15 protein-coding genes and 1 tRNA gene are annotated in these 21,415 nt (G+C 41.5%); 7 read left to right on the top strand and 9 right to left on the bottom strand.

Features of this window, described 5'->3' with window-relative positions:
* Positions 1-40 precede the first annotated feature (40 nt).
* Positions 41-1,411: a thioredoxin-disulfide reductase gene (gene trxB / locus H6G92_RS25215; RefSeq protein WP_190896920.1), complete on the bottom strand. Its 1,371-nt coding sequence runs from the start codon at positions 1,409-1,411 to the stop codon at positions 41-43.
* 324 nt (positions 1,412-1,735) lie between these two features.
* Between trxB and H6G92_RS25210 the strand changes: the two genes are divergently transcribed.
* Positions 1,736-3,268 (top strand): SagB/ThcOx family dehydrogenase, encoded by a 1,533-nt coding sequence (locus H6G92_RS25210; RefSeq protein ID WP_190896977.1) that lies wholly within the window; start codon positions 1,736-1,738, stop codon positions 3,266-3,268.
* A 186-nt stretch (positions 3,269-3,454) separates the two neighbouring features.
* On the opposite strand, the gene H6G92_RS25205 is transcribed toward H6G92_RS25210, so the two are convergent.
* Complete coding sequence (locus H6G92_RS25205; RefSeq protein WP_313889995.1) at positions 3,455-3,694, bottom strand: DUF1816 domain-containing protein; 240 nt, start codon at positions 3,692-3,694, stop codon at positions 3,455-3,457.
* 219 nt (positions 3,695-3,913) lie between these two features.
* Between H6G92_RS25205 and H6G92_RS25200 the strand changes: the two genes are divergently transcribed.
* Both H6G92_RS25200 and H6G92_RS25195 read left to right on the top strand, forming a co-directional pair.
* Positions 3,914-6,712, top strand: a complete 2,799-nt coding sequence (locus H6G92_RS25200) for a PAS domain S-box protein (RefSeq protein ID WP_190896918.1) — start codon at positions 3,914-3,916, stop codon at positions 6,710-6,712.
* 10 nt (positions 6,713-6,722) lie between these two features.
* A complete protein-coding gene (locus H6G92_RS25195; protein ID WP_190896916.1) occupies positions 6,723-8,243 on the top strand; it encodes a hybrid sensor histidine kinase/response regulator in 1,521 nt (506 codons plus the stop codon).
* 425 nt (positions 8,244-8,668) lie between these two features.
* Here H6G92_RS25195 and trhO read toward each other — a convergent pair whose 3' ends face one another.
* Positions 8,669-9,586, bottom strand: a complete 918-nt coding sequence (trhO, locus tag H6G92_RS25190) for an oxygen-dependent tRNA uridine(34) hydroxylase TrhO (protein WP_190896914.1) — start codon at positions 9,584-9,586, stop codon at positions 8,669-8,671.
* A gap of 71 nt (positions 9,587-9,657) precedes the next feature.
* Between trhO and H6G92_RS25185 the strand changes: the two genes are divergently transcribed.
* A tRNA-Ala gene (locus tag H6G92_RS25185) sits at positions 9,658-9,730 on the top strand.
* 98 nt (positions 9,731-9,828) lie between these two features.
* The gene (locus tag H6G92_RS25180; protein WP_190896912.1) at positions 9,829-11,235 is read left to right on the top strand and encodes a lysophospholipid acyltransferase family protein; all 1,407 of its coding nucleotides are present in this window, start codon (positions 9,829-9,831) and stop codon (positions 11,233-11,235) included.
* Between the two features lie 28 nt (positions 11,236-11,263).
* Here the strand turns inward: H6G92_RS25180 and H6G92_RS25175 are convergent, their stop codons facing one another.
* Positions 11,264-12,145 (bottom strand): hypothetical protein, encoded by an 882-nt coding sequence (locus tag H6G92_RS25175; protein WP_190896910.1) that lies wholly within the window; start codon positions 12,143-12,145, stop codon positions 11,264-11,266.
* 363 nt (positions 12,146-12,508) lie between these two features.
* On the opposite strand from H6G92_RS25175, the gene H6G92_RS25170 reads away from it, so the two are divergent.
* Positions 12,509-13,102 (top strand): hypothetical protein, encoded by a 594-nt coding sequence (locus H6G92_RS25170; protein WP_242059303.1) that lies wholly within the window; start codon positions 12,509-12,511, stop codon positions 13,100-13,102.
* Positions 13,103-13,537: 435 nt separating this feature from the next.
* Positions 13,538-16,270, top strand: coding sequence for a CHAT domain-containing protein (locus H6G92_RS25165; RefSeq protein WP_190896906.1), 2,733 nt, complete (start codon positions 13,538-13,540; stop codon positions 16,268-16,270).
* 465 nt (positions 16,271-16,735) lie between these two features.
* On the opposite strand, the gene H6G92_RS25160 is transcribed toward H6G92_RS25165, so the two are convergent.
* The 5 genes from H6G92_RS25160 to H6G92_RS25140 form a co-directional block, all read right to left on the bottom strand.
* Positions 16,736-18,925 (bottom strand): xanthine dehydrogenase family protein molybdopterin-binding subunit, encoded by a 2,190-nt coding sequence (locus tag H6G92_RS25160; protein WP_190896904.1) that lies wholly within the window; start codon positions 18,923-18,925, stop codon positions 16,736-16,738.
* Positions 18,922-19,899, bottom strand: a complete 978-nt coding sequence (locus tag H6G92_RS25155; RefSeq protein ID WP_190896903.1) for an FAD binding domain-containing protein — start codon at positions 19,897-19,899, stop codon at positions 18,922-18,924. Before H6G92_RS25155 ends, H6G92_RS25160 begins: the two co-directional genes overlap by 4 nt.
* Entirely contained in the window at positions 19,886-20,434 is a 549-nt protein-coding gene (locus tag H6G92_RS25150) for a (2Fe-2S)-binding protein (protein ID WP_190896901.1), read from the bottom strand. The genes H6G92_RS25155 and H6G92_RS25150 overlap by 14 nt, the downstream gene beginning before the upstream one ends.
* Before the next feature lie 131 nt (positions 20,435-20,565).
* Positions 20,566-20,850, bottom strand: coding sequence for a hypothetical protein (locus H6G92_RS25145; RefSeq protein WP_190896899.1), 285 nt, complete (start codon positions 20,848-20,850; stop codon positions 20,566-20,568).
* A 5-nt stretch (positions 20,851-20,855) separates the two neighbouring features.
* On the bottom strand, positions 20,856-21,359 hold the full coding sequence (locus H6G92_RS25140) for a hypothetical protein (RefSeq protein WP_190896897.1): 504 nt from the start codon (positions 21,357-21,359) through the stop codon (positions 20,856-20,858).
* Positions 21,360-21,415 lie beyond the last annotated feature (56 nt).

Below are 21,415 nucleotides of genomic sequence, written 5' to 3'. Positions count from 1 at the left end.
GATTGGGTATTGAGCAGAGTCTTCCCCAATACCCACTATCTCAAAGACTACTTTCAATCAACAGGCGGTATTCGCTCTTTTGCTTCACACCTTTGACTTCCTTGACTAGTTCCTTATCTTTAAACAATTGAACTGTTGGCGTTCCTGTCACACCAGCATTTTGAGCAATATCTCGGTCTTTGTCGATGTCAATTTCCACAAAGTGGATTTTGCTGTCAAATTCATCCACCACTTTGTTTAAAATTGGTTTCAGGGTATGACAAGGGCCGCAACCAGGAGAGACGTACTTAACAAGGAGTAAGCGATCGCTTTCATGGAACAATTTCCGTAAAGCATAACCTCCCTCATGACGCGTCCTATCCAAGTTAAATCCAGCTTCTTCTTCGGCTTCAGTCTTTTTGGCTGGCTGATGTTCTAATTCATTAACCGCTGTTTCTGGCTGTTGATGGAATTCTTGAATCAAGCCACTAGATGATAACCAACGTTCTGCCAACATCGCCGCCATACAGCCAGTACCAGCAGCCGTAATTGCTTGCCGAAACTCATGATCTTGTACGTCGCCAGCAGCAAAAACACCTTCTACACTGGTTTCTACAGAACCGGGTTTAGTGACAACGTAACCCACCTCATCCAGTTCTAACTGACCTTTAAATAGAGAGGTGTTGGGACTGTGACCAACGGCGTAGAATAAACCCTTCGCGTGCAGTTGGCTCTCTTCACCAGTTTTGGTATTGCGGACTTTCACCCCTTCCATGTGACCGTTACCGAAGATATCCACGGCTTCTGTGTTCCAATGCACTTGGATTTTCGGGTTACTCAAAACGCGGTCTTGCATGGCTTTAGAAGCCCGCATTTTATCGCTGCGTACCAACATATTTACCTTAGAGCCGTACTTAGTAAGGTAAATCGACTCTTCCGCCGCCGAGTCACCAGCACCAATCACAGCCAATTCTGCGCCATGAAAAATCGGTGTCGCACCATCGCAAATCGCACAAGCGGAGATACCCCGACTCCAAAATTCGTGTTCGCTGGGTAAGCCTAAACGCTTTGCTGTCGCACCCGTAGCAATGACGATGCTGTTGGTTTTGATTTCCCTTTCTTGCGATCGCACTGTAAATGGACGCTGACTCAAGTCAACTGATATAACATCTTCAGTATATAGTTCAGCCCCCCAGCGCTCCGCCTGAGCCTTCATCTGATCCATCAGTTCTGGCCCGGTAATCCCTTGGGGAAATCCAGGAAAGTTTTCGACTTCCGTCGTTGTCATTAATTGCCCACCAGGCAATCCCCCGGCTTGGAAACCTTCAAATACAACAGGTTTCAGGTTTGCGCGTCCGGCATAGATAGCAGCTGTGTACCCTGCTGGCCCGGAACCGATAATTACCAAGTTTTCTACTGTGGGGTTAGTCATGATCATATATAAACTCATAACGACTACGCTTAATATAGCATAACATAGCTTCAAGGCAAGTGATTGGAAAATGCCTACAGCAGTGCGATTCCTTCACCCTAAATGAATAGAAATACTCAGGGACGGTTGCTGGTTTTATTAGCCTTGGTACTAATGAATAATGACTTTGGAGGCGGGCGGCTATTCTGCCAATGCCCCATGCGGCATTCAGTTGTTAGCAATTAGCACTTTGTGAGTCTGAGGATTGTACGAATTGACACGAAATAATGAGGCTGATGAATGCCAAGATCAAAGAAAGGATGCCTCAAGGATATTAAAAGTACTATGCCAGAATTACACCAATCAATTGCCCAGCATTACCACGAACGGACTAAATACAACCCTGAGACTCTCGCCTCCAAAAGTCAAAGGCTAGACTGGGCTAAACAGCCAGTGCCTTTCAAAGAGTACAAAATTGGCTCTACTTTTGATCTCAAACCCTATATCCAAGAAAAATCAGAGGGATTTGCTAATAACCCAGATGCTCAATGGTGGCAAAGACTTTCACGGCTGCTGTTTCGCAGCTATGGATTGACGGCGAGAATGCCTTCTATGGGTAGTGCGGTGTATTTACGCGCTGCTCCCAGTGCAGGCGGATTATACCCTGCCGAGATGTATGTGGTTTCCCGTGGTACGTCGTTATTGCCGCCTGGTCTGTATAACTACCAGTGTCGGACTCATTCTCTGATGCATTATTGGGAAAGTGATGTTTGGCAAACTCTCCAAGCAGCTTGTTTCTGGCATCCTTCCCTAGAAAGTACCCAACTTGCAATTATTGTCACTGCGGTATTCTATCGTTCTGCGTGGCGCTATGAAGATCGGGCTTACCGCCGGATTTTTCTCGATACGGGGCACCTGTTGGGTAATATCGAGTTGGCTGCTGCGATTACTGACTATCGCCCCCACTTAATCGGTGGTTTTGTGGATGAATCAGTAAACGATCTACTTTATATCGATCCGCAACAAGAAGGTGTGATCGCTGTCTTACCTCTGGCAGACTTGTTAGATGTCAATCAAAATTTGCCATTGGGATGTACTGCTTTACCTTCCGCCACCGAAACCAGTTATCCCCAAATCCCCGATGGTGAATTGCTGACATATTTCCATCAACACACCCAGATTCAATCAGGTATAACTGGCAATCTCAATCTACCAACTATCAAACAAGAAAAATCTTTAGAGGATAAATATAACTTTCCTTTCTGTTTGAAAATTCCCACCACCACCGCACCTATAGACTGGGGACAAAAGCTGTCAGAACTGGAAATTACTATGTACAAGCGACGCTCTACCCGCGCTTACAATGGTGATGATTTAAGCTTCGATGAATTGAAAAGTTTACTTGATTTCACTTACCAACCGCAAAATTACATCGATCAAAGTTTAGATATTTCTCCAGACTACTTTGATCTGAATTTAATAGAAACATTCATTGCTGTTTGTGGAGTCAAAGGATTGGAGGCGGGTTGTTACTATTACGCGCCCAAAGCCCAAGAATTACGCCAAATTCGGTTTAAAAACTTTCGGCGAGAGTTACATTTTCTCTGCTTAGGACAAGAATTAGGGCGGGATGCAGCAGCGGTATTATTTCATACAGCCGATCTGAAAGCTGCGATCGCCCAGTATGGCGATCGCGTTTACCGTTACTTACATATGGATGCCGGACATTTGGGACAGCGCCTGAATTTAGCCGCAATGCACCTGAATGTAGGTGTCAGTGGGATCGGCGGATTCTTTGATGACCAAGTAAATGAAGTTTTGGGTATCCCTGCCGATGAAGCTGTTTTATATATCACTACATTGGGTCGCCCAAGATAAAACAAACCGCAAAAAACACAAAGTACACAAAGATTCTTTGCGTTTTTTGCGGTTCCTTTCCTAACCTCAACTTCTGGGGATAAATCTATGATGTAAAGATTTTTAGTTTCTAGATGGCACTCTTCATCTTCACTTACTTCTTCTGGTACCTCATTCAACTGGAAACTACTTGCTATACCTCACTTCTTAATCACAAATCGTTAGCACATCTGGATGGCAGCGTTTAATGACGACTTTTATTCCCAAGGCTCCCTCGCTTTCAAGGTCGTCAATATATCCAGGGCAAGCAGCTTTCGCTTCAATAAATGTTTGAAAAGGTCCAAAATAGTAGATGCAGTAAGGACTTTCAGTGATGAGTTCTATCCAGTAATCACTAATAACCTTTTGAATAATTATTGAACCCAAAATTTTAAGTTTGTTTAACACAAAAGGAAAAGTTAGATTGCTAGTAGGTCTTTAACAGCATCACTGTTGCTCTAATAGTTATCATCTGCTAAAAGGATGAGATATGTAAAATTTAACCATGCTCAATGTTAAGCTTCTATGTGATCATGCCAACTTACCTTCTGGCTGTAGTGGCTTTTTAGGTTCGTCGAATTCAAGTTAAATCTGATACTACAAAAGATTTTTGTCACACAATAACTAATGCTATTTCCAGAAAATGAAAGCCAACGACTAGAAGTACTTAATCAGTATCAAATTTTAGATACGCCACCAGAAGAAGTTTTTGATGAACTAGCTCAACTAGCTGCTAACCTTTGTGAAACACCAATCGCTCTCATTAGCCTAGTTGATGCAGAACGGGAATGGTTCAAGTCAAAAATTGGAATAACTATATCAGAAGTCCCTCGAAGCATTTCTTTTGGTAATTATACTATCTTGCAAAGTCAAATATTAATTATCCCTGACACTTTGCAAGATGAACGGTTTTCTACAAATCCTCTTGTAACATCAAATAATTATTTCCGCTTTTATGCGAGTGTTCCCCTAATTACCTCAAGCGGTTTTGCATTAGGTAGCCTTTGTGTAATTGATTATGCACCGCGAAATTTAGCCGTTAAAGAACAAGCAGCTTTGCAACTGTTAGCTCGACAAGTAATCAGGTATTTAGAGTTACATCGACAAAAAGTAATTGATGATAGCCAAAGAAGTTTTAATCTTCTTTTCTCTAAAAACCCCAATCCAATGTGGGTATATAACCAGAATAATCTGCAATTTTTAGATGTAAATGAAGCTGCTGTTGTCCATTATGGCTACTCACGAGAAGAATTTTTGCAAATGCGAATAACTGACATTTTCCTTCCAGAAGATGTGCCTATTTTCATAGAATATTTAAGACAAAGACACTCTAACTTACATTTTGCTGGACAATGGCAACAACGGCGAAAATGCGGAGAGATTATTGATGTTGAAATTGTCACACATAAAATAGACTATGCCAAGTACAATGCTCGGTTAGTTAATATTCGAGACATAACAGAACACAAACGAATAGCAAAAATGCTTCAGGAAACTGAAGCTAGATTTCGAGTTATTTCTGAAGCCATTCCTGTTCCCTTTCTTATTTCACGTCTGTCTGATGGGTTGATTTTATATGCTAATCCAGAATTGCTTCAAACATTTCAGTTTTCTGCCGAGTATTTAGTTAATGGCAAAAGTTTATTAGATTTATATCATAATATAGCCGATTTAGAAACACTATTAAAAGTTCTTAATCAGCATGGTTTTATTCATAATTATGAACTTCAATTAAAAAGAGCAGATGGAAGTTATTTTTGGGCGATCGCTTCACTGCAATATTTAATTTTTAATGGTGAGTCAGCTATTTTGACAGTATTTTATGATATAAATGCTCGAAAAAATATAGAAACAAAACTCCAAGAGCAAAATGAGTTTTTGCAGACAATTTTTGAGAGTATACCGTTGATGATTGCGCTCATTGATACTAATGGCAAACTTCAGTGGGTAAACCAAGAATGGGAAAGTGTTTTAGGCTGGAAATTTCAAGATTTTCAAACTGGTGATGTTTTGGAATCTTTATATCCTAATCCTGAATATCGACAATATGTGATTAATTCTATTCAGTCTGCACAACGTAATTGGAGTGATTTTAAGACTCAGATGCAGGATGGTCATTTACTGGACACATCTTGGACTAATGTTAAACTTTCAAATGGTCAAATTATTGGTCTTGGACAAGATATAACAGAACGTAAGCAAACTGAACTGGCTCTAAAAGCTCAAGCCGAGCGGGAGCAATTGATGCGAACCGTTGCTCAACGGATTCGTCAATCTTTGAATCTCCAAGATATTCTGAATGCAACAGTTCAAGAAGTGCGAGATTTACTTGGGGTTGATCGAGTGGTAGTTTATCAGTTTGACCCAGAGATGATCGGCACAATTGTGGCAGAGTCGGTGGAACCTGGATGGACAGTTTCTTTAAACGTGCAGATTCATGATACATGTTTTCAAGCAGGCGCTGGATTGGAGTATTATCAAAGACGTAAAAGAGCGATCGCTAATATTTATGAAGCGAGACTAACTGATTGCCATATTCGTTTATTAGAACAGTTTGAAGTCAAAGCAAATTTAGTCGTACCCATTTTACTAGAAGTAAGCTCTAAAAACTCTGGCTCTCACCTTTGGGGTTTACTGATTGCTCACCAATGCTCTGGTTTCCGCGAGTGGGAAGAAAATCAATTAGATTTGCTCGATCAACTTACAGTCCAATTAGCGATCGCAATTCAACAATCCAGCATCTTTGAGCAAGCTCAAACTGAACTTGTTCAAAGACAAAAAGCTCAAGTAAAGTTAAGAAATGCCTTGGCTGAAAAAGAAGTTCTGTTAAAAGAAGTTCATCATCGAGTTAAAAATAATTTACAAATTGTCTCAAGTCTATTGCAACTCCAATCTCAAACACTTAAAGATCCAGAAGTCATCAAAGTTCTTCGAGAAAGTCAAAACCGAATTGAGTCAATATCTCTAATTCATAAAAATTTATATACTTCCGCTAATATTGGACAAATTGATGTTGCTGACTATATCCATAATTTGGCAGCAAGTTTACTAATTTCCTATCAAATATGTCCTGGTAAAATCGGTTTAGAAACTGATATAGATTCAGTGAGTTTGAATGTTGACCAAGCTATTGCTTGTGGACTGGTGATCAACGAATTAATCTCCAATGCCCTCAAGCACGCTTTTCCCAACCAACAAGTAGGCACAATCAGTATTACTTTACGTAATGTTGGTAATAATATCGAGATGACTATCCGAGACAATGGGATTGGTTTACCAGATAATTTAGATTGGACAAATACTGATTCTTTGGGTCTTTCATTAGTATATGACTTGGTTACAGAACAACTGGAAGGCTGCATTAATCTAGAACGCAATCATGGAACAGTATTCAAAATCCAATTCACGCAGTTAACTTTGCATTAGTAAATATCAAATGGGTCAAGCTAGGATTTTAGTCGTTGAAGATGAAGTGATTGTGGCTAGAACTATTGCCAGCCAACTCAGTCAACTAGGATACATTGTTACGGGAACAGCTTCATCTGGAAAAGTTGCCATTGCCAAAGCATCGGAAACTCAACCAGAACTAGTATTAATGGATATTATTCTTAAAGGTGAGATGGACGGTATTGCTACTGCCAGTAAAATTCGTGAGCAGTTAGATGTACCTGTAATTTATTTAACAGCATACGGTGATGATCATACTTTAGAAAGAGCAAAAGTTACCCAACCTTTCGGATACATCGTTAAACCATTTACTACAAAAGATTTAAGAATAGCGATCGAAATCGCTCTTTTAAAACACCAATTAGAGCGTGATCTGCGAGAGAATCGAGATCAGTTAGCAACCCTTTTAAACTCAATGAGTGATGCTGTAATCGCTACAAATGAGCAAGGAAGGGTGACATTTATGAATCCCGCAGCTGAGTCTCTGACTGGCTGGCAGCAAAAAGATGCTTTAGGAAATGAAGCGGCGAAGATTTTTCATATTGTCGATGAAGTTACAGGGACTACATTAGAAAGCCCAGTAACAAAAGTACTGCGAGATCAACAGGTTGTTTATTTAGGGGAATTCACATCTCTGATTACAAGACAGGGAAAAAGAGTTCCAATTGGTGATAGTGCTTCACCACTGAAGCGACGACTTGACCAGATAAATGGTGTAGTAATTGTTTTCTGGGATCTGAGCGAACGACACCAAGCAAAGTTGCTAGAGCAAGCATTGGAAAAGGAGCAAGAACTTAACCGTCTCAAGTCTTTATTTATCTCTACCGTATCTCATGAGTTCCGTAATCCCTTGACTGTTATTCAAACGGCAGTAGAACTCATAGAAATGCAAGGAGCAAATTTGACAGATGCAAAAAAAGGCATTTATTTAAAGCGAATTCAAGGTGCTGTGCAATCTATGGAAAAACTTATGGAAGAGGTGCTGTTTATGGGTCGAACGGAGGCGAAAAAACTCGTATATAACCCTACTCCACTGAACTTAGAGCAATTTTGTCGAGAGTTAATCAAAGATTTTTCTATTCTTGAAAGTAGTGTGTGTGAAATTGTTTTTACCTGTCATAGCGATCATACTGACGCTGTAATGGATGAAAGACTTTTACATTACATGTTTGGGAATCTTCTCTCAAACGCGGTTAAATATTCTCCAAAAGGTGGCAAAATTCAGTTTGATTTAATATGCGATCCGATTGAGAAGGTAGCAATTTTTTATATTCAAGATCAAGGTATAGGCATTCCAGAACCAGACCAAGCTCGACTTTTTGAATCATTTTACCGAGCCTCAAATGTCCACTCAATTCAGGGTACCGGATTAGGGTTAGTAATCGTTAAAAGGTGCGTTGAGGCTCACGGAGGTCAAATCAGTGTCACAAGTGAAATTGAAACAGGTACTACATTTACAGTATTTTTGCCCTTAAATTCCGAATTATCTTTGACTGAAGCTAATGAATGATCAGCTGATGCGCGTCTAAAGTATATAAACACTCTTGATGGTCGTTAACTGTTGACTGTTGACGGTTAACATTCATCAGTCATTAGGTAAATGTAAAAATTAATTGCGTAACAGCTGATCATGTCTGCTTAAATAACTGTAATTGCGACCGAAAGTGAGTGCACCTTATAGAAAAAGAAAGCAATCACAAAACTTTATGATTGCTTTCTTTTTCTTCGTTACAATCGCAATGACAAATGATCAGTAATTAACCAATCTTAATATAGCAGTTCTCGTTTACGTGAGATACACCCGTAGGGGCACGGCACTGCCGTGCCCCTACACCTCGTGATGTAATGTTGTACCGCATTTGAATGGGTTCTATATGATGCCATTTAAAACTCGTTAAGTTTGACTTACAGATTGCTTGAGGTTTTTACGAGCGGTTAGCTTAGATCCCGATTTTTGGAATTAGCAGCTTGGGTTTGGTAGTGCCGCCATTTTTCTTGCTGACGCGCTCTTTTCTCGGCGGTGAGGCTATCAAAACAATAGGCACAGGAGATACCTTGCTCATACTTTGGAGATACCTTATCTTCTTCAGAAATCAGATGCCCACAACAGAGGCACAACTCATAACTTCCTTCCTCCAACCCATGACTGACAGCTACTCGGTCATCAAAGACAAAACATTCTCCTTCCCATAAACTTTCTTGTGCTGGAACTTCTTCCAAATACTTGAGAATGCCGCCTTTGAGATGATAGACTTCTGCAAAGCCTTGGGTAAGCATGAAGGATGAAGCTTTTTCACAGCGAATGCCACCCGTACAAAATAGGGCAACCTTTTTGTGTTTAGTTGGGTCGAGGTGGTGGCGCACATAATCGGGGAATTCTCGGAATGAGCCAGTTTGGGGATTTTCTGCTCTTTGGAAAGTACCGATATTCACCTCATAATCATTGCGGGTGTCAATCACCGTTACTTCTGGATCACAAATTAAATCATTCCATTCTTGGGGACTGACATAAGTGCCAACTTGTTCATTTGGGTCAATTTCAGGCAACCCCAAAGTAACAATTTCTTGCTTCAACCGCACCTTCATCCGCTCAAAGGGCGGGGTTTCAGTATGGGACTCTTTGTATTCTAGGTCTGCTAGACGAGGGTCAGTACGCAGAAAGCAAAGAACAGAGTCAATCGCCTGACGTGAACCGGAAATTGTACCGTTAATGCCTTCTTGTGCCAGCAAAATTGTTCCCTTGACACCTTGTGCTTGGCAGTAAGACAGCAGCGGATCTCGTTTTTCGGCAAAATCTGGCAGCTTGACAAATTTATACAGTGCCGCGACTATCTGAATATTTTCTGGCTTCATCCCTTTGGTAACGGAACAATATAAGTTACAATAACAACGACAAACAAAGTTACCGACTATTTTAATTTTATGGGGGTTTAGCTCAGTTGGTAGAGCGCCTGCTTTGCAAGCAGGATGTCAGCGGTTCGAGTCCGCTAACCTCCATTGGATATGATTTATCTTAAGTGCGATCGCACAAATTCTAAGCGATAAAGCAAGACCCCATGTTGTAGAATCGCTAAAAATACAATCTGGAGAGCGACTTGCCTAGATCGATTCAGTCTACTCAACCACCACTGAAATTTATTACTCTACGGTTTAACCCGCTGATACTCCAGATTGTTCGGTGGTTACTGCCGATGGTGTTACGGTTTCGCACTCGGCCTTGGCTAACGGCTGGTATTGTCGGTGTTGAAGCCAAGAATGTTGAAGTTTTAGCTGAACTTTATCAACAATTTCAGGCTGGAAAAATTCGCTTTTTGCTGGCATTTCGCCACCCAGAGGTGGAAGATCCCCTCTGTATGTTGTATTTGCTTTCTCGCATTGTGCCACAGGTTGCTCGTCAGAAAGGTATTACACTGCAATCTCTTGTTCACAGCTATTTTCTTTACGACCGGGGTATGACGGTTTGGGCTGGAGAATGGCTGGGTTGGTTGTTTTCACGGTTAGGGGGTGTGCCGGTTCATCGGGGTAGGCGGCTAGATCGGCAAGCTATTCAAACAGCACGGGAGTTGTTTGCTAATGGCGAACTACCGATCGCAGTGGCACCGGAAGGCGGTACTAATGGTCATAGTGGTATTGTTAGCCCACTGGAACCCGGTGTTGCTCAAATGGGGTTCTGGTGTGTAGAAGACTTGCAAAAAGCCAATCGGACTGAAACTGTGATCATTGTGCCGATTGCCATCCAGTATCGCTACGTTGAGCCACCTTGGTCTAAGCTAGATTGGTTATTGAGTAAGTTAGAAGCTGATAGCGGCTTGCCGGCAATAGAAATTGATTCGGGCGGGGGTGAAGAGATTTACTATCAACGCCTCTGTAGATTGGCTGAATATCTGATTACCGAGATGGAAGAGTTTTATCGTCGCTTCTATCATCAAGACATCCCAAAAACCATTGCAACTGATGAATCTGCTACTCCTAATCAAGTGTTGATTGCTAGACTTCATCGCTTACTGGATAAGGCTTTACAAGTTGCCGAACAATATTTTGGAGTTCAAGCACAGGGAAATTTTATTGACCGCTGTCGCCGTTTAGAAGAGGCTGGCTGGAATTACATATATCGGGAAGATTTGCCAGATATCAACGCTTTACCACCCTTTAAACGCGGTTTGGCAGACTGGATTGCAGAGGAAGCAGACTTGCGGATGCGACACATGCGGATAGTGGAAAGTTTTGTTGCAGTCACAGCTACTTATATTCAAGAACAACCGACGGCGGAACGGTTTGCGGAAACAGCTTTGCTTGTATTCGATATGCTTTCTAGAATTCAAGATACATCGCTTCCGGGGAGACCTCGGTTAGGTTTGCGACGGGCACAAATTACAGTGGGAGAGCCAATTTCAGTTACGGAACGCTGGAAAAATTGTCAGGGCGATCGCAATGCAGCTAAAAAAGCTGTGATCGATTTGACAAAAGATTTGCAGGTTGCTTTGGAGAAGATGATTGCTTGATTATCTGGCGCAGAGGTGATGATTATCCTCAAGGAGAACTAGTTTTAGAAACTTCTGGACTGCGAATGATGATATGTCCCTTATCACTTTCTTGAATCGCCAACATTGATGGTATCTCGTTAGGTTTTGCATTTGGGGGCAATGCTCGAAACAAATAAATCCAGCCGCCACGTTCTAAAAGTAAACGCCAAACTCTCGGCTGCTTTGGATTGCTGATATCATTATCTTCTCTGCCTCGCAAGTCATCGAATAGACCGCGATCGCCAATAATGCGATAGCCTTTCAAGGAAGGGTCAGCAAATATATCATCAAGCTTGCGTCCCACTGCAAATTTTTCTTCAGGTGTAATTAACGCTACAACCGGCAAAGTGGAGTTTTCACCAGCGTCTCGTCGTGCATCTGCAATGCCTTGCCAACGAGCTAACCAAAATATCACTATTAATACCCAGGATACTATTACTATTTCATTGACTAGCGATCGCAGAAATTCAACTGAGCGCAATTGCCCAAAACCAAATTCAGCTAGAGATTTAAGCTGTTTAGCTGTCCATGAGCGTTTGTGTTGAGTTGCAGAGATGATGCGACTCAGTAGTAATTGGCTGGCAGAGACTACCGTCTCACTGATGATTTTAATTAACCATAATGTAGCTTGAATTGCGATCGCAGCGATAAAAAAGGCGATCGCTGTTTTGCAGATTGTCCAGCCATCTCCGAGAAATATTTGCAGAGGAACTATGAGAAAAGACTGTGCGGGTAAGTCGAGGGTATTGATTTCTAGTTGAAAAAAGTAGAAATATGACCAACGATAAATCCAACCTGCAAAGAAAAGCGCCGCACCCAGCAAGCCAAGTACACTGGTGAATTTACCTAAAATATTGGTTTCTTGGTTAGGATTTGGGGCTTGGTTCATAGGGGAGTACGGGGAGATGAGGGAAACAATATAGCCTTTCCGTTTGTATGCAAATATACTTTGACCTCTCTCCAAACCTCTCTCCTAAAAGGAGAGAGGCTTTGAATCTTGCTCCCCTTCCCTTGTTGAAGGGGATAAAGGCTTTGAATCTTGCTCCCCTTCCCTTGTTGAAGTGGAAAAAGGCTTTGAATCTTGCTCCCCTTCCCTTGTAGGGAAGGGGCTGGGGGTTAGGTCTATCTTTCACTCAACTACAAACTGCTACAGGTACATAATCAGTTGATTTTAGTGATTTTACGGAAATTATATATATGTCTTTGAAGTTTAATGAGAAAGTTAAATATAGTCAAATATACTGTTAAAGCCATGAAAGCTTTTTTCCAGGGATGGGTTGTGGCAATCTTAGTAATGGCAGCAGCGATCGCAGGAAACATCGAAGCTGTAATTGGTAAGGATGTCAAGACGGGAAATTTCTTGTTGGCACAGACACCAGTCAACGCAGATGAATTAGAACTTGCAGTAGCGTTACCAGAATTAGCAGAGGTCATCTTTAAAGGCGGTGAGTCAAGCAGTGGTCGAGTAATAGGAATTGATGCACAAGGGCAAGCACTATCAATTCGGCGTAATGATAAAACTACTACAATTCCTCTAAGCCAAATTGCAAGAGTAGTTTTCAAGAATGGGTCGTTGGTTTACAGAAGCAATGGGCGGCAAATTATCCGGGGGCCGCGAGACCTTCCTATAGGTAAGCCAGTAACTTGGAGCGGTATACCCCTAAATACTTTTACTGTAAAAAATCCTACTCAAGGTCAAGCGGTGGTGAAGCTAAAACCACCTGTAGTTTCCACAGCACAGTTGCGGGGTATTCAGTCAGTGGCGAGAAATTGGCAATATGTGGTAAATGAAATCCAGTTCAATTCACAACAAAGAACGATCACCATTCTGGCAAAACCTTATTGATGTGAATCATTTCATCTGTAGGGGCGTATATTTATGCCCCTAAGCTTTTTGACGTTTCTAACGACAAACACAATATTAATAAGAAACATTGGAATGTTCATCACAAACATTGCAACATTCCTCACCAACATCACGATATTAATACGGAACATTGCGATATTCCTCACCAACATCACGATATTAATACGAAACATTGCGATGTTCCTCACCAACATCACGATATTAATACGAAACATTGCGACATTCCTCACCAACATCACGATATTAATACGAAACATTGCAACATTCCTTACAAACATCACGATATTAATACGAAACATCGCAACATTCCTTACAAACATCACGATATTAATACGAAATATTGCAACATCAGGATGTTGGTGAAGACAGCTTCTGTTAAAACCTAATTCAAAACAGCTACCTCTGCACTATTCTATGAAAAAAATTCTCACCAGTTTTTTGGCTGTGGGTGTTTATCTAACGCCTGTAACAGTAATGTTGATGGCTCAACCCACTTGGGGACAAACTCAAAACTTGCGATCGCAAGAGGCAGAAAGACTGCTTGAGCAAGGGATAAAACTGACACAGCAGCAAGAACACCAACAAGCAATACAAATATTTCAACAAGCTTTAACCATTGCACGAGAACTCAAAGACCAAAAACATGAAGCAACTGCACTGCTTGGGCTTGGCTTTAACTATGATCGTTTGGGAGAAAAGCAAAAAGTACTCGATTACTTCAACCAAGCTCTGCCCCTATATCGTGCTGTGGGCGATCGCTCTGGTGAAGCCACTACACTCAATAATATCGGTGGAGTCTACTCCGCTTTAGGAGAAAAGCAAAAAGCACTCGATTTTTACAACCAAGCTTTGCCCCTTAGGCGTGCTGTGGGCGATCGCTCTGGTGAAGCCACTACACTCAATAATATCGGTGGAGTCTACTCCGCTTTAGGAGAAAAGCAAAAAGCACTCGATTTTTACAACCAAGCTCTTCCCCTTAGGCGTGCTGTGGGAGATCGCTATGGTGAAGCCACCACACTCAATAATATCGGTCGAGTCTACGACGATTTAGGAGAAAAGCAAAAAGCACTCGATTTTTACAACCAAGCTCTGCCCCTTTTGCGGGCTGTGGGCGATCGCTCTGGTAAAGCCACCATACTCAATAATATTGGTCGAGTCTACTCCGCTTTAGGAGAAAAGCAAAAAGCACTCAATTTTTACAATCAAGCTCTGCCACTATATCGTGCTGTGGGTGATCGCTCTGGTGAAGCCACTACACTCAATAATATCGGTCGAGTCTACCACGATTTAGGAGAAAAGAAAAAAGCACTCGATTTTTACAACCAAGCTTTGCCCCTTTTGCGGGCTATGGGCGATCGCTCTGGTGAAGCCACTACACTCAATAATATAGGTGGAGTCTACTCCGCTTTAGGAGAAAAGCAAAAAGCACTCGAATTTTACAACCAAGCTCTTCCCCTTAGGCGGGCTGTGGGCGATCGCTCTGGTGAAGCTGGTACTCTCAATAACATCGGTCAAGTCTACTTCAATTTAGGAGAAAAGCAAAAAGCACTCGAATTTTACAACCAATCTCTGCCCCTTTTGCGGGCTGTGGGCGATCGCTATAGTGAAGCTGTCACCTTGGGTAATATTGGTAGACTCTTCCAAGGTACAAATCGACCAGATGAAGCCATTACTAATTTAGAGCAATCTCTCCAAATAAGCTTAGAAATGCGCCGGGGTTTGCAACGGGAAAATCGCCAAAAGTTTTTACAGGAAGACAGTGTATATGCAACTGCTTTAGTCGATGTTCTTATTAATCAAAATAAATACAATCGAGCCTTTGAATGGGTTAACATATTCAGTACAGTCGACCTTGCTGATTATACTCGCCTCGTTAATGCTAAAGTTGCCAATCCAGAAGCACAGCAGAGCCTTGACGACTGGAGTAAAAAAAATCAGCAATTGGAAGCACTGCGACAACAACTGCAAAGCGATCAATCCGAAAGCCTACCCCAACAAATTCGGCAATTAGAAGCACAAGTTTATTCACAAGCTGAAAATATCTCTCGCCGTTTTCCTGAAGTGGCAGAACTCTTTGAAACTACACCCATAGATATTAAAAATCTTACATCCTCCATACCCGCAGGAACGGTCGTAGTTCAACCTGTCTTGCTGACTAATGTAGAAGATATGCCCAACAATATTGCCTTTTTTATCTTCACAAAAGGCGAGTTGAGCGTTATTAAAAAATCTATTAACCCTACTGAATTTAATAAACTTCTCACAAAATATTTAGAAGAGCAGGTACAAAATGACACTGATGCTAGCTACGCTGAAACTGGCGGCGAACTTTATGATATTCTTATTCGTCCTATAGAAGACAAAATTAAGGCTTTATCACCTAAACAACTGAGTATTATTGCTACTGGTCAACTGCGCCATTTACCTTTTGAGACTCTTTACGACAGTAAAACTAACCAATTTCTAATTGAAAAATATCCTGTCAATTATCTCACTCGCATTTCCAATAATTCTCTAAAATCTCTAGATGTACAAAATGCCGTATCCCCCAAACCACAAGCTGTTTTAGCATTTGGTAATCCAGTACCCAGTGACCCGCAAAATCTCCCAGGTGCAGAAGCAGAAGTTAGAAATATTAAGGAAATACTGCCAGACAGTGAATTTTATATCAATAAAGAAGCTACCTTAGAAAGGTTTAAATCTCAAGCATTGCGCTTTTCATTTTTGCACTTAGCAACTCACGGCTGTTTTCAAGCGAAAGATTGCAAAAAAGTCAATTTAAAAAATAATACGTTACTATTTGCTGATGAAGCTTTAAACATTGCTAATGCTGCTCTTTTAGGTTTACAAGGCACACAATTGATTACTCTGAGTGCCTGTCAAACTGCTGTAGACACTAATGTTAATGGTGAAGGTATTGCAGGAGTTGCTTATATATTTGAACGGGCTGGTGCTAAGGCTGTGATGGCAAGTTTGTGGGCGGTTGAGGATGAAGCAACTCAAGAATTGATGGTTGATTTTTATCAGAATCTCAAGCTTGGTATGACGAAAGGGGAAGCTTTGCAAAAAGCTAAATTGAAGTTAATTGCAGACCATCGCCATCCTTTTTATTGGTCGCCATTTGTGCTGATTGGTGATGCACGTTAAAGTAATTTGTAATTCGTAATTAAAGTTAATTGAGAGCTAAGGCAATGGAATTTGCGGCTACACAGGCAAAGTCCGCCTCTGTGGAATAAGAGGTTGTTTAAAAAGTGGTTGGCTGTGATGTTAGGCACTAACTGATCCCCCCTAGCCCCCCTTAAAAAGGGGGGAACCGGAATCAAAGTCCCCCTTTTTAAGGGGGATTTAGGGGGATCTAGAACGTTTTGTTACCGAGAAGAAAACTTTTCAAACATCCTCTAAGAAAAATTGAGGGTTTGAAACCCACGGAGGTGGGTTTTGTTTGTGTAGACGCGGTTTCTAACCGCCTTTTTAATTTTCACGCCATCTGGAAAACCTCTCTCTAAATCTCTCTCCTAAAAGGAGAGAGACTTTGAATTTTCCCCCTTCCCGTGTCGGGAAGGGGGTTAGGGGGTTAGGTTTTTGGTGGACTTTTCCACATAACGTGAAAAGTCACAATAACTTATCTGGTGTAATTGGCAAATCACGAATCCGCTTACCTGTGGCATGATAAACTGCATTCGATATAGCAGCCGCTACCCCAACAATGGGAAGTTCCCCCAGGCTTTTGGTTCCTAGCGCATTCACGTAAGGATCGTGTTCTTCAATAAATTGCACTTCCATATTTGGGATATCTGCATGAACCGGAATCAGGTAATCTGAAAGGTTAGCACCAACTATTCTGCCCTGATTTGTATCCATTACAGTTTTCTCCATCAGCGCCATACCGATTCCCCATGTAATCCCACCAACAACTTGACTCCGTGCTGTCTTGAAGTTGAGAATTCGCCCTGCACTATAAACGCCTACGCAACGCCTAATTTTGATTTCTCCCAACAACTCATCAACTGCAACTTCCACAAATATCGCACCAAATGAGTGTTTGGCGTATTCTTTGCTCTCTGGACTGGCTGAAGATTCTTCTGTAACTTCTAAACTCTCTAACCCATGACGGCGTAGAATATCGGTGTAGCTGTCTCGCTTCGATGAGTCTTGTTTTAAAAATATTTGCCCTGACTCAACGCTAATATCTTCTGCTTGAGATCCATACAGCAGCGAATTTGCATCTACGATCGCCATTTGAATTATTCTATCTCGTGCAGCGATCACTGCTTTATGTACCGCCGGGGAAACACTAGCAACTGTAATTGAGTTCCCTGCAATCGGCGCTTTAGGAAGATTGCTATCACCCAGTTCAAACTGCACAGGTAAGCCTAATACTTCAGAGGCTACCTGCGTCATCACTGTATAAGTGCCAGTACCGATGTCTTGAGTACCGCTTTGTATTTTCACTTCTCCACTGGCAAAAATTTCTACCTTGACTAATGCAGTTCCAACGTTGGTGGGAAATGTCGCACTTGCCATTCCCCAACCAATCAGGAAATAACCATCCTGCATGGAACGGGGAACTGGGTTACGTTGTGACCAACCAAAAATTTCTGCCCCTTTTTGATAACATTCTTTTAGGGATTTACTTGACCAAGGTAATTCTTTATGGGGATCGATATCTGCATGATTTCTTAGTCTTAGTTCAATTGGGTCAATATTTAAAGCATAAGCCAGTTCATCCATTGCCGATTCTAGGGCAAACATTCCCGTTGCTTCTCCTGGCCCACGCATAAAGGTTGGTGTGGCAGTGTTGATGCGTGCTAAACGGTATTTTACTTCCAAATTTGGACAGGCGTACATCATCGTTGTTGCTGCACCCACGGGTTCTACAAAGTCATCAAATAACGATGTTAAAGATGTGCCAATGTGATTGATGACGGTTAGCTTACCTTCCTTGGTTGCACCTAACGTTAAGTGTTGTTCAGTTTGGGATCTGTGGCCGCAAGCAGTGTACATTTGCGATCGCGTTAGCACAACTTTCACAGGGCGTTTTACTTGACGAGATGCGATCGCAGCTAAGATTGTATGCGATCGCAGCAGCGCCTTACAACCAAATCCCCCGCCTAAATATTTGGAGATGACGCGGACATTTTCTTGAGGAATATTCAGCACAGATGCGATCGCTCTTTGGGTTGCAGAAATGCCTTGAGTGGTTTCATACAGCGTCAAGTTATCCCCTTCCCACATTGCGATCGTTGCAGAAGATTCTAGGGGATTATGATGTTCCATTGGTGTGGTATAAACTTGCTCTACCAGCACATCTGCTTGAGCTTTACCCGATTCAACGTCTCCTCTGGTGATTTTACCCGGCATGATGCCAAAAAATATTGATTCGGGTTCAAATATCTCTGCATCTGTCACGGTGACTGTCGGCGGTGCTTCTTCGTAGATAATTTTTACCTTAGAGGCGGCGGTTTCGGCTTGTTCTAAGGTTTGGGCAATTACAATTCCCAAATGTTGACCATCGTAGTAGATGTTATGGTCTTTTTCGGTTGACTGAGGTTGTGGAGACCCAAAGAAGGGTATTTTTACTAGAGATGGGGTTTGTTGATAAGTAATGATATCTAGCACACCAGGGGTGATTGCGGCGGCGGATGTGTCTATTTGGATAATTTTACCGCTGGCGATCGCGCTTTGAAAAATCACTCCATAAGTTAAATTCTCTATTGGCACATCGGCTGTGTAAGATGCTTCTCCGGTAACTTTCAGCCTACCATCGACGCGATCGAGTGGTTTACCGATAATTTTAGTCATGATTTTCCTCCCACAACTGAAAGCGCACGTATCAAAGCGCGTTTGACTAATTCAATTTTGAATTCATTGTGTGTTTGCGGTTTCGCTTCTTTGATGGCTAATGCGGCTGCATCTCTAAACGTGGTTTCATTGATTGCTTTATTTTGGAGAAATTCTTCAGCTTCCCATGCACGCCAAGGTTTGGGTGCTACTCCTCCAAAAGCGATGCGTGCTGATTTAATCATGTCTTGTTCTATGTCTAAAGCAACAGCTACGGAAACAAGAGCAAATTCATAACTAGCTCGATCTCTGACTTTTAAATAATAGGACTTATATGCAGAATCTGGAATTTCAATGGCAATAATTAATTCTCCAGGCTGTAATAGAGTTTCTTTTTCTGGTGTCTCACCTGGTAAAAGATAAAAATCATGAATTGAAATTCGACTTGCTCTTTCTACTCCTTGGATGCAAATCACCGCATCTAATGCCGCTAATGCTACAGCTAAATCTGAGGGATGCACAGCAATACAATGTTCACTTCCCCCGAAAATAGAGTGCATTCGATTGTAGCCTGTAATTGCCGAACAACCTATGCCGGGAGTGCGTTTATTACAAGGAAAAACCGGATCACGAAAGTAACCGCAGCGGACTCGTTGCATTAAATTACCGCCCACAGTTGCCATATTTCGCAGTTGCGGTGAAGAACTTTGTAACAATGCTTGGCTAATTACTGGATAACATTCCTGAATTTTGGGGTGAAAAGCTACATCAGTCATCCGAGAGACTGCACCAATGCGGATTCCATTAGCGTGAGATTCAATATCTGCTAAAGGCAAACTATTAATATCAATTAATATATTCGCTGTTTGAACTCCATCCTTCATCAATCCCAGTAAATCTGTGCCACCTGCAATAAATGCAGCAGTTTGGTCTTGATTAACTGTTGCGATCGCAGCCTCTTGGCAAGTAACTTTAGCATAACTAAATGGCTGCATCTTCCATTTCCTCTAGCACGTCTTGAATCGCCGCAATAATATTAGGATATGCTCCACAACGGCAAAGATTTCCACTCATTTTTTCTCTAATTTCTGCCTCAGTTTTTGGCGTTTCTTCTAATATCATCCCTACGGCTGAGACAATTTGACCCGATGTGCAGTAACCACATTGAAAAGCATCATGGGTAATAAAAGCTGTTTGCATGGGGTGGAGTTTTTCATCTGGCGCTAATCCCTCAATTGTGGTAATTTCAGTACCAATATGCATGACTGCTAGAGTCATACAAGAGTTAATTCGCCGATTATTAACTAATACAGTACAAGCGCCACATTCACCGCGATCGCAAGCTTTTTTAGTCCCCACTAGACCCAGCTTTTCCCGTAGTGCATCCAGTAAAGTAACACGAGGTTCTAGCTTGACTGAGTAGGAGATATTATTGACATTCAAAGATACTTCTACCTCCTCTGAACCCAAGATTTTCAATTCCTGGGTAAATGGGTTTGAAGCTATTGGAGCTAAGGAATTTTCTTCCATGTTTCATGTAGATAATAATTACATCATTACTTTCAGCAAAACAGTGCTGAGTTCCAAATGAGAATTCTTACTCGGTACTCAGCACTGCTTCTATGACGATCATGTTCAAGTAAAGAGTCTAAATAGGCAATTTAGAGGTTTTTTTGATAATATTCCTCTATTGCACCTACAGCTTTTAATAATGGCGAATCTAACGGCTCAATCCAATCCGCCACTCCATGAGCTAAACCAAGAGTTGAAGTTCCTCCTGATGGTTCCAGCTTCCCATTCAGTGTCTTGCTTTTAATAGATTGTAGGGCACTAATCACGTTATTTAAACGTGCTGAAGACTCAGATTTTGTGTCTTTAAGCATCTGTTCGGTAATATCAGACGCTTGGTCAATCAGCTTGATAAATTCTTCTGTCTTAGTTTTCATGAATTTTACGGACAACTAAAAGGTTCCACGACGATATTTTCTCCATCAGACCATTTGATATTTGGATCTTTTGAATCTTGAATAAATGTCTGTTGAGCACCACCTGGATAGCATTCTGTAGGTACTTGAGGGGCAACAATTCCTTGATAAGTTATCATTCCTGCTGGTAAAGTTATTGTTTGTATCATAGTGGCTTGATTGCCCCATGCTTGATTGAGAGCTAGATTCTTAATTACTTCTACATTTGTTTTATATTTGTCAGTTGTTAAATACCTGCCGTATTTATTTCCACTGTTACTATAGTAGCGATAAAAGGTCTGAGGCTGTTCTAGTTTTACTTCCTGACATTTAGAATCTAAGAAAGTAACGGCAATCTCAGATGGCAGAGGACATGAAGAATTAACCTCTTGGGCAAAAACTTGTGGTGAATTTACAAGACGCGGCAATGAACTGACTGAAAAACTCAGAAGGCTTAAACCAATACATGCGGAAGCTGACTTAAATTTCATACAAACTCTTCTTCACAATCATTTTTGAGTATGAAAATGATACAGCAAGCTTATTT

Source organism: Nostoc foliaceum FACHB-393, assembly GCF_014698505.1.
GTDB lineage: Bacteria > Cyanobacteriota > Cyanobacteriia > Cyanobacteriales > Nostocaceae > Nostoc > Nostoc foliaceum_A.
This window is presented reverse-complemented; position numbering and strand designations above follow the sequence as displayed.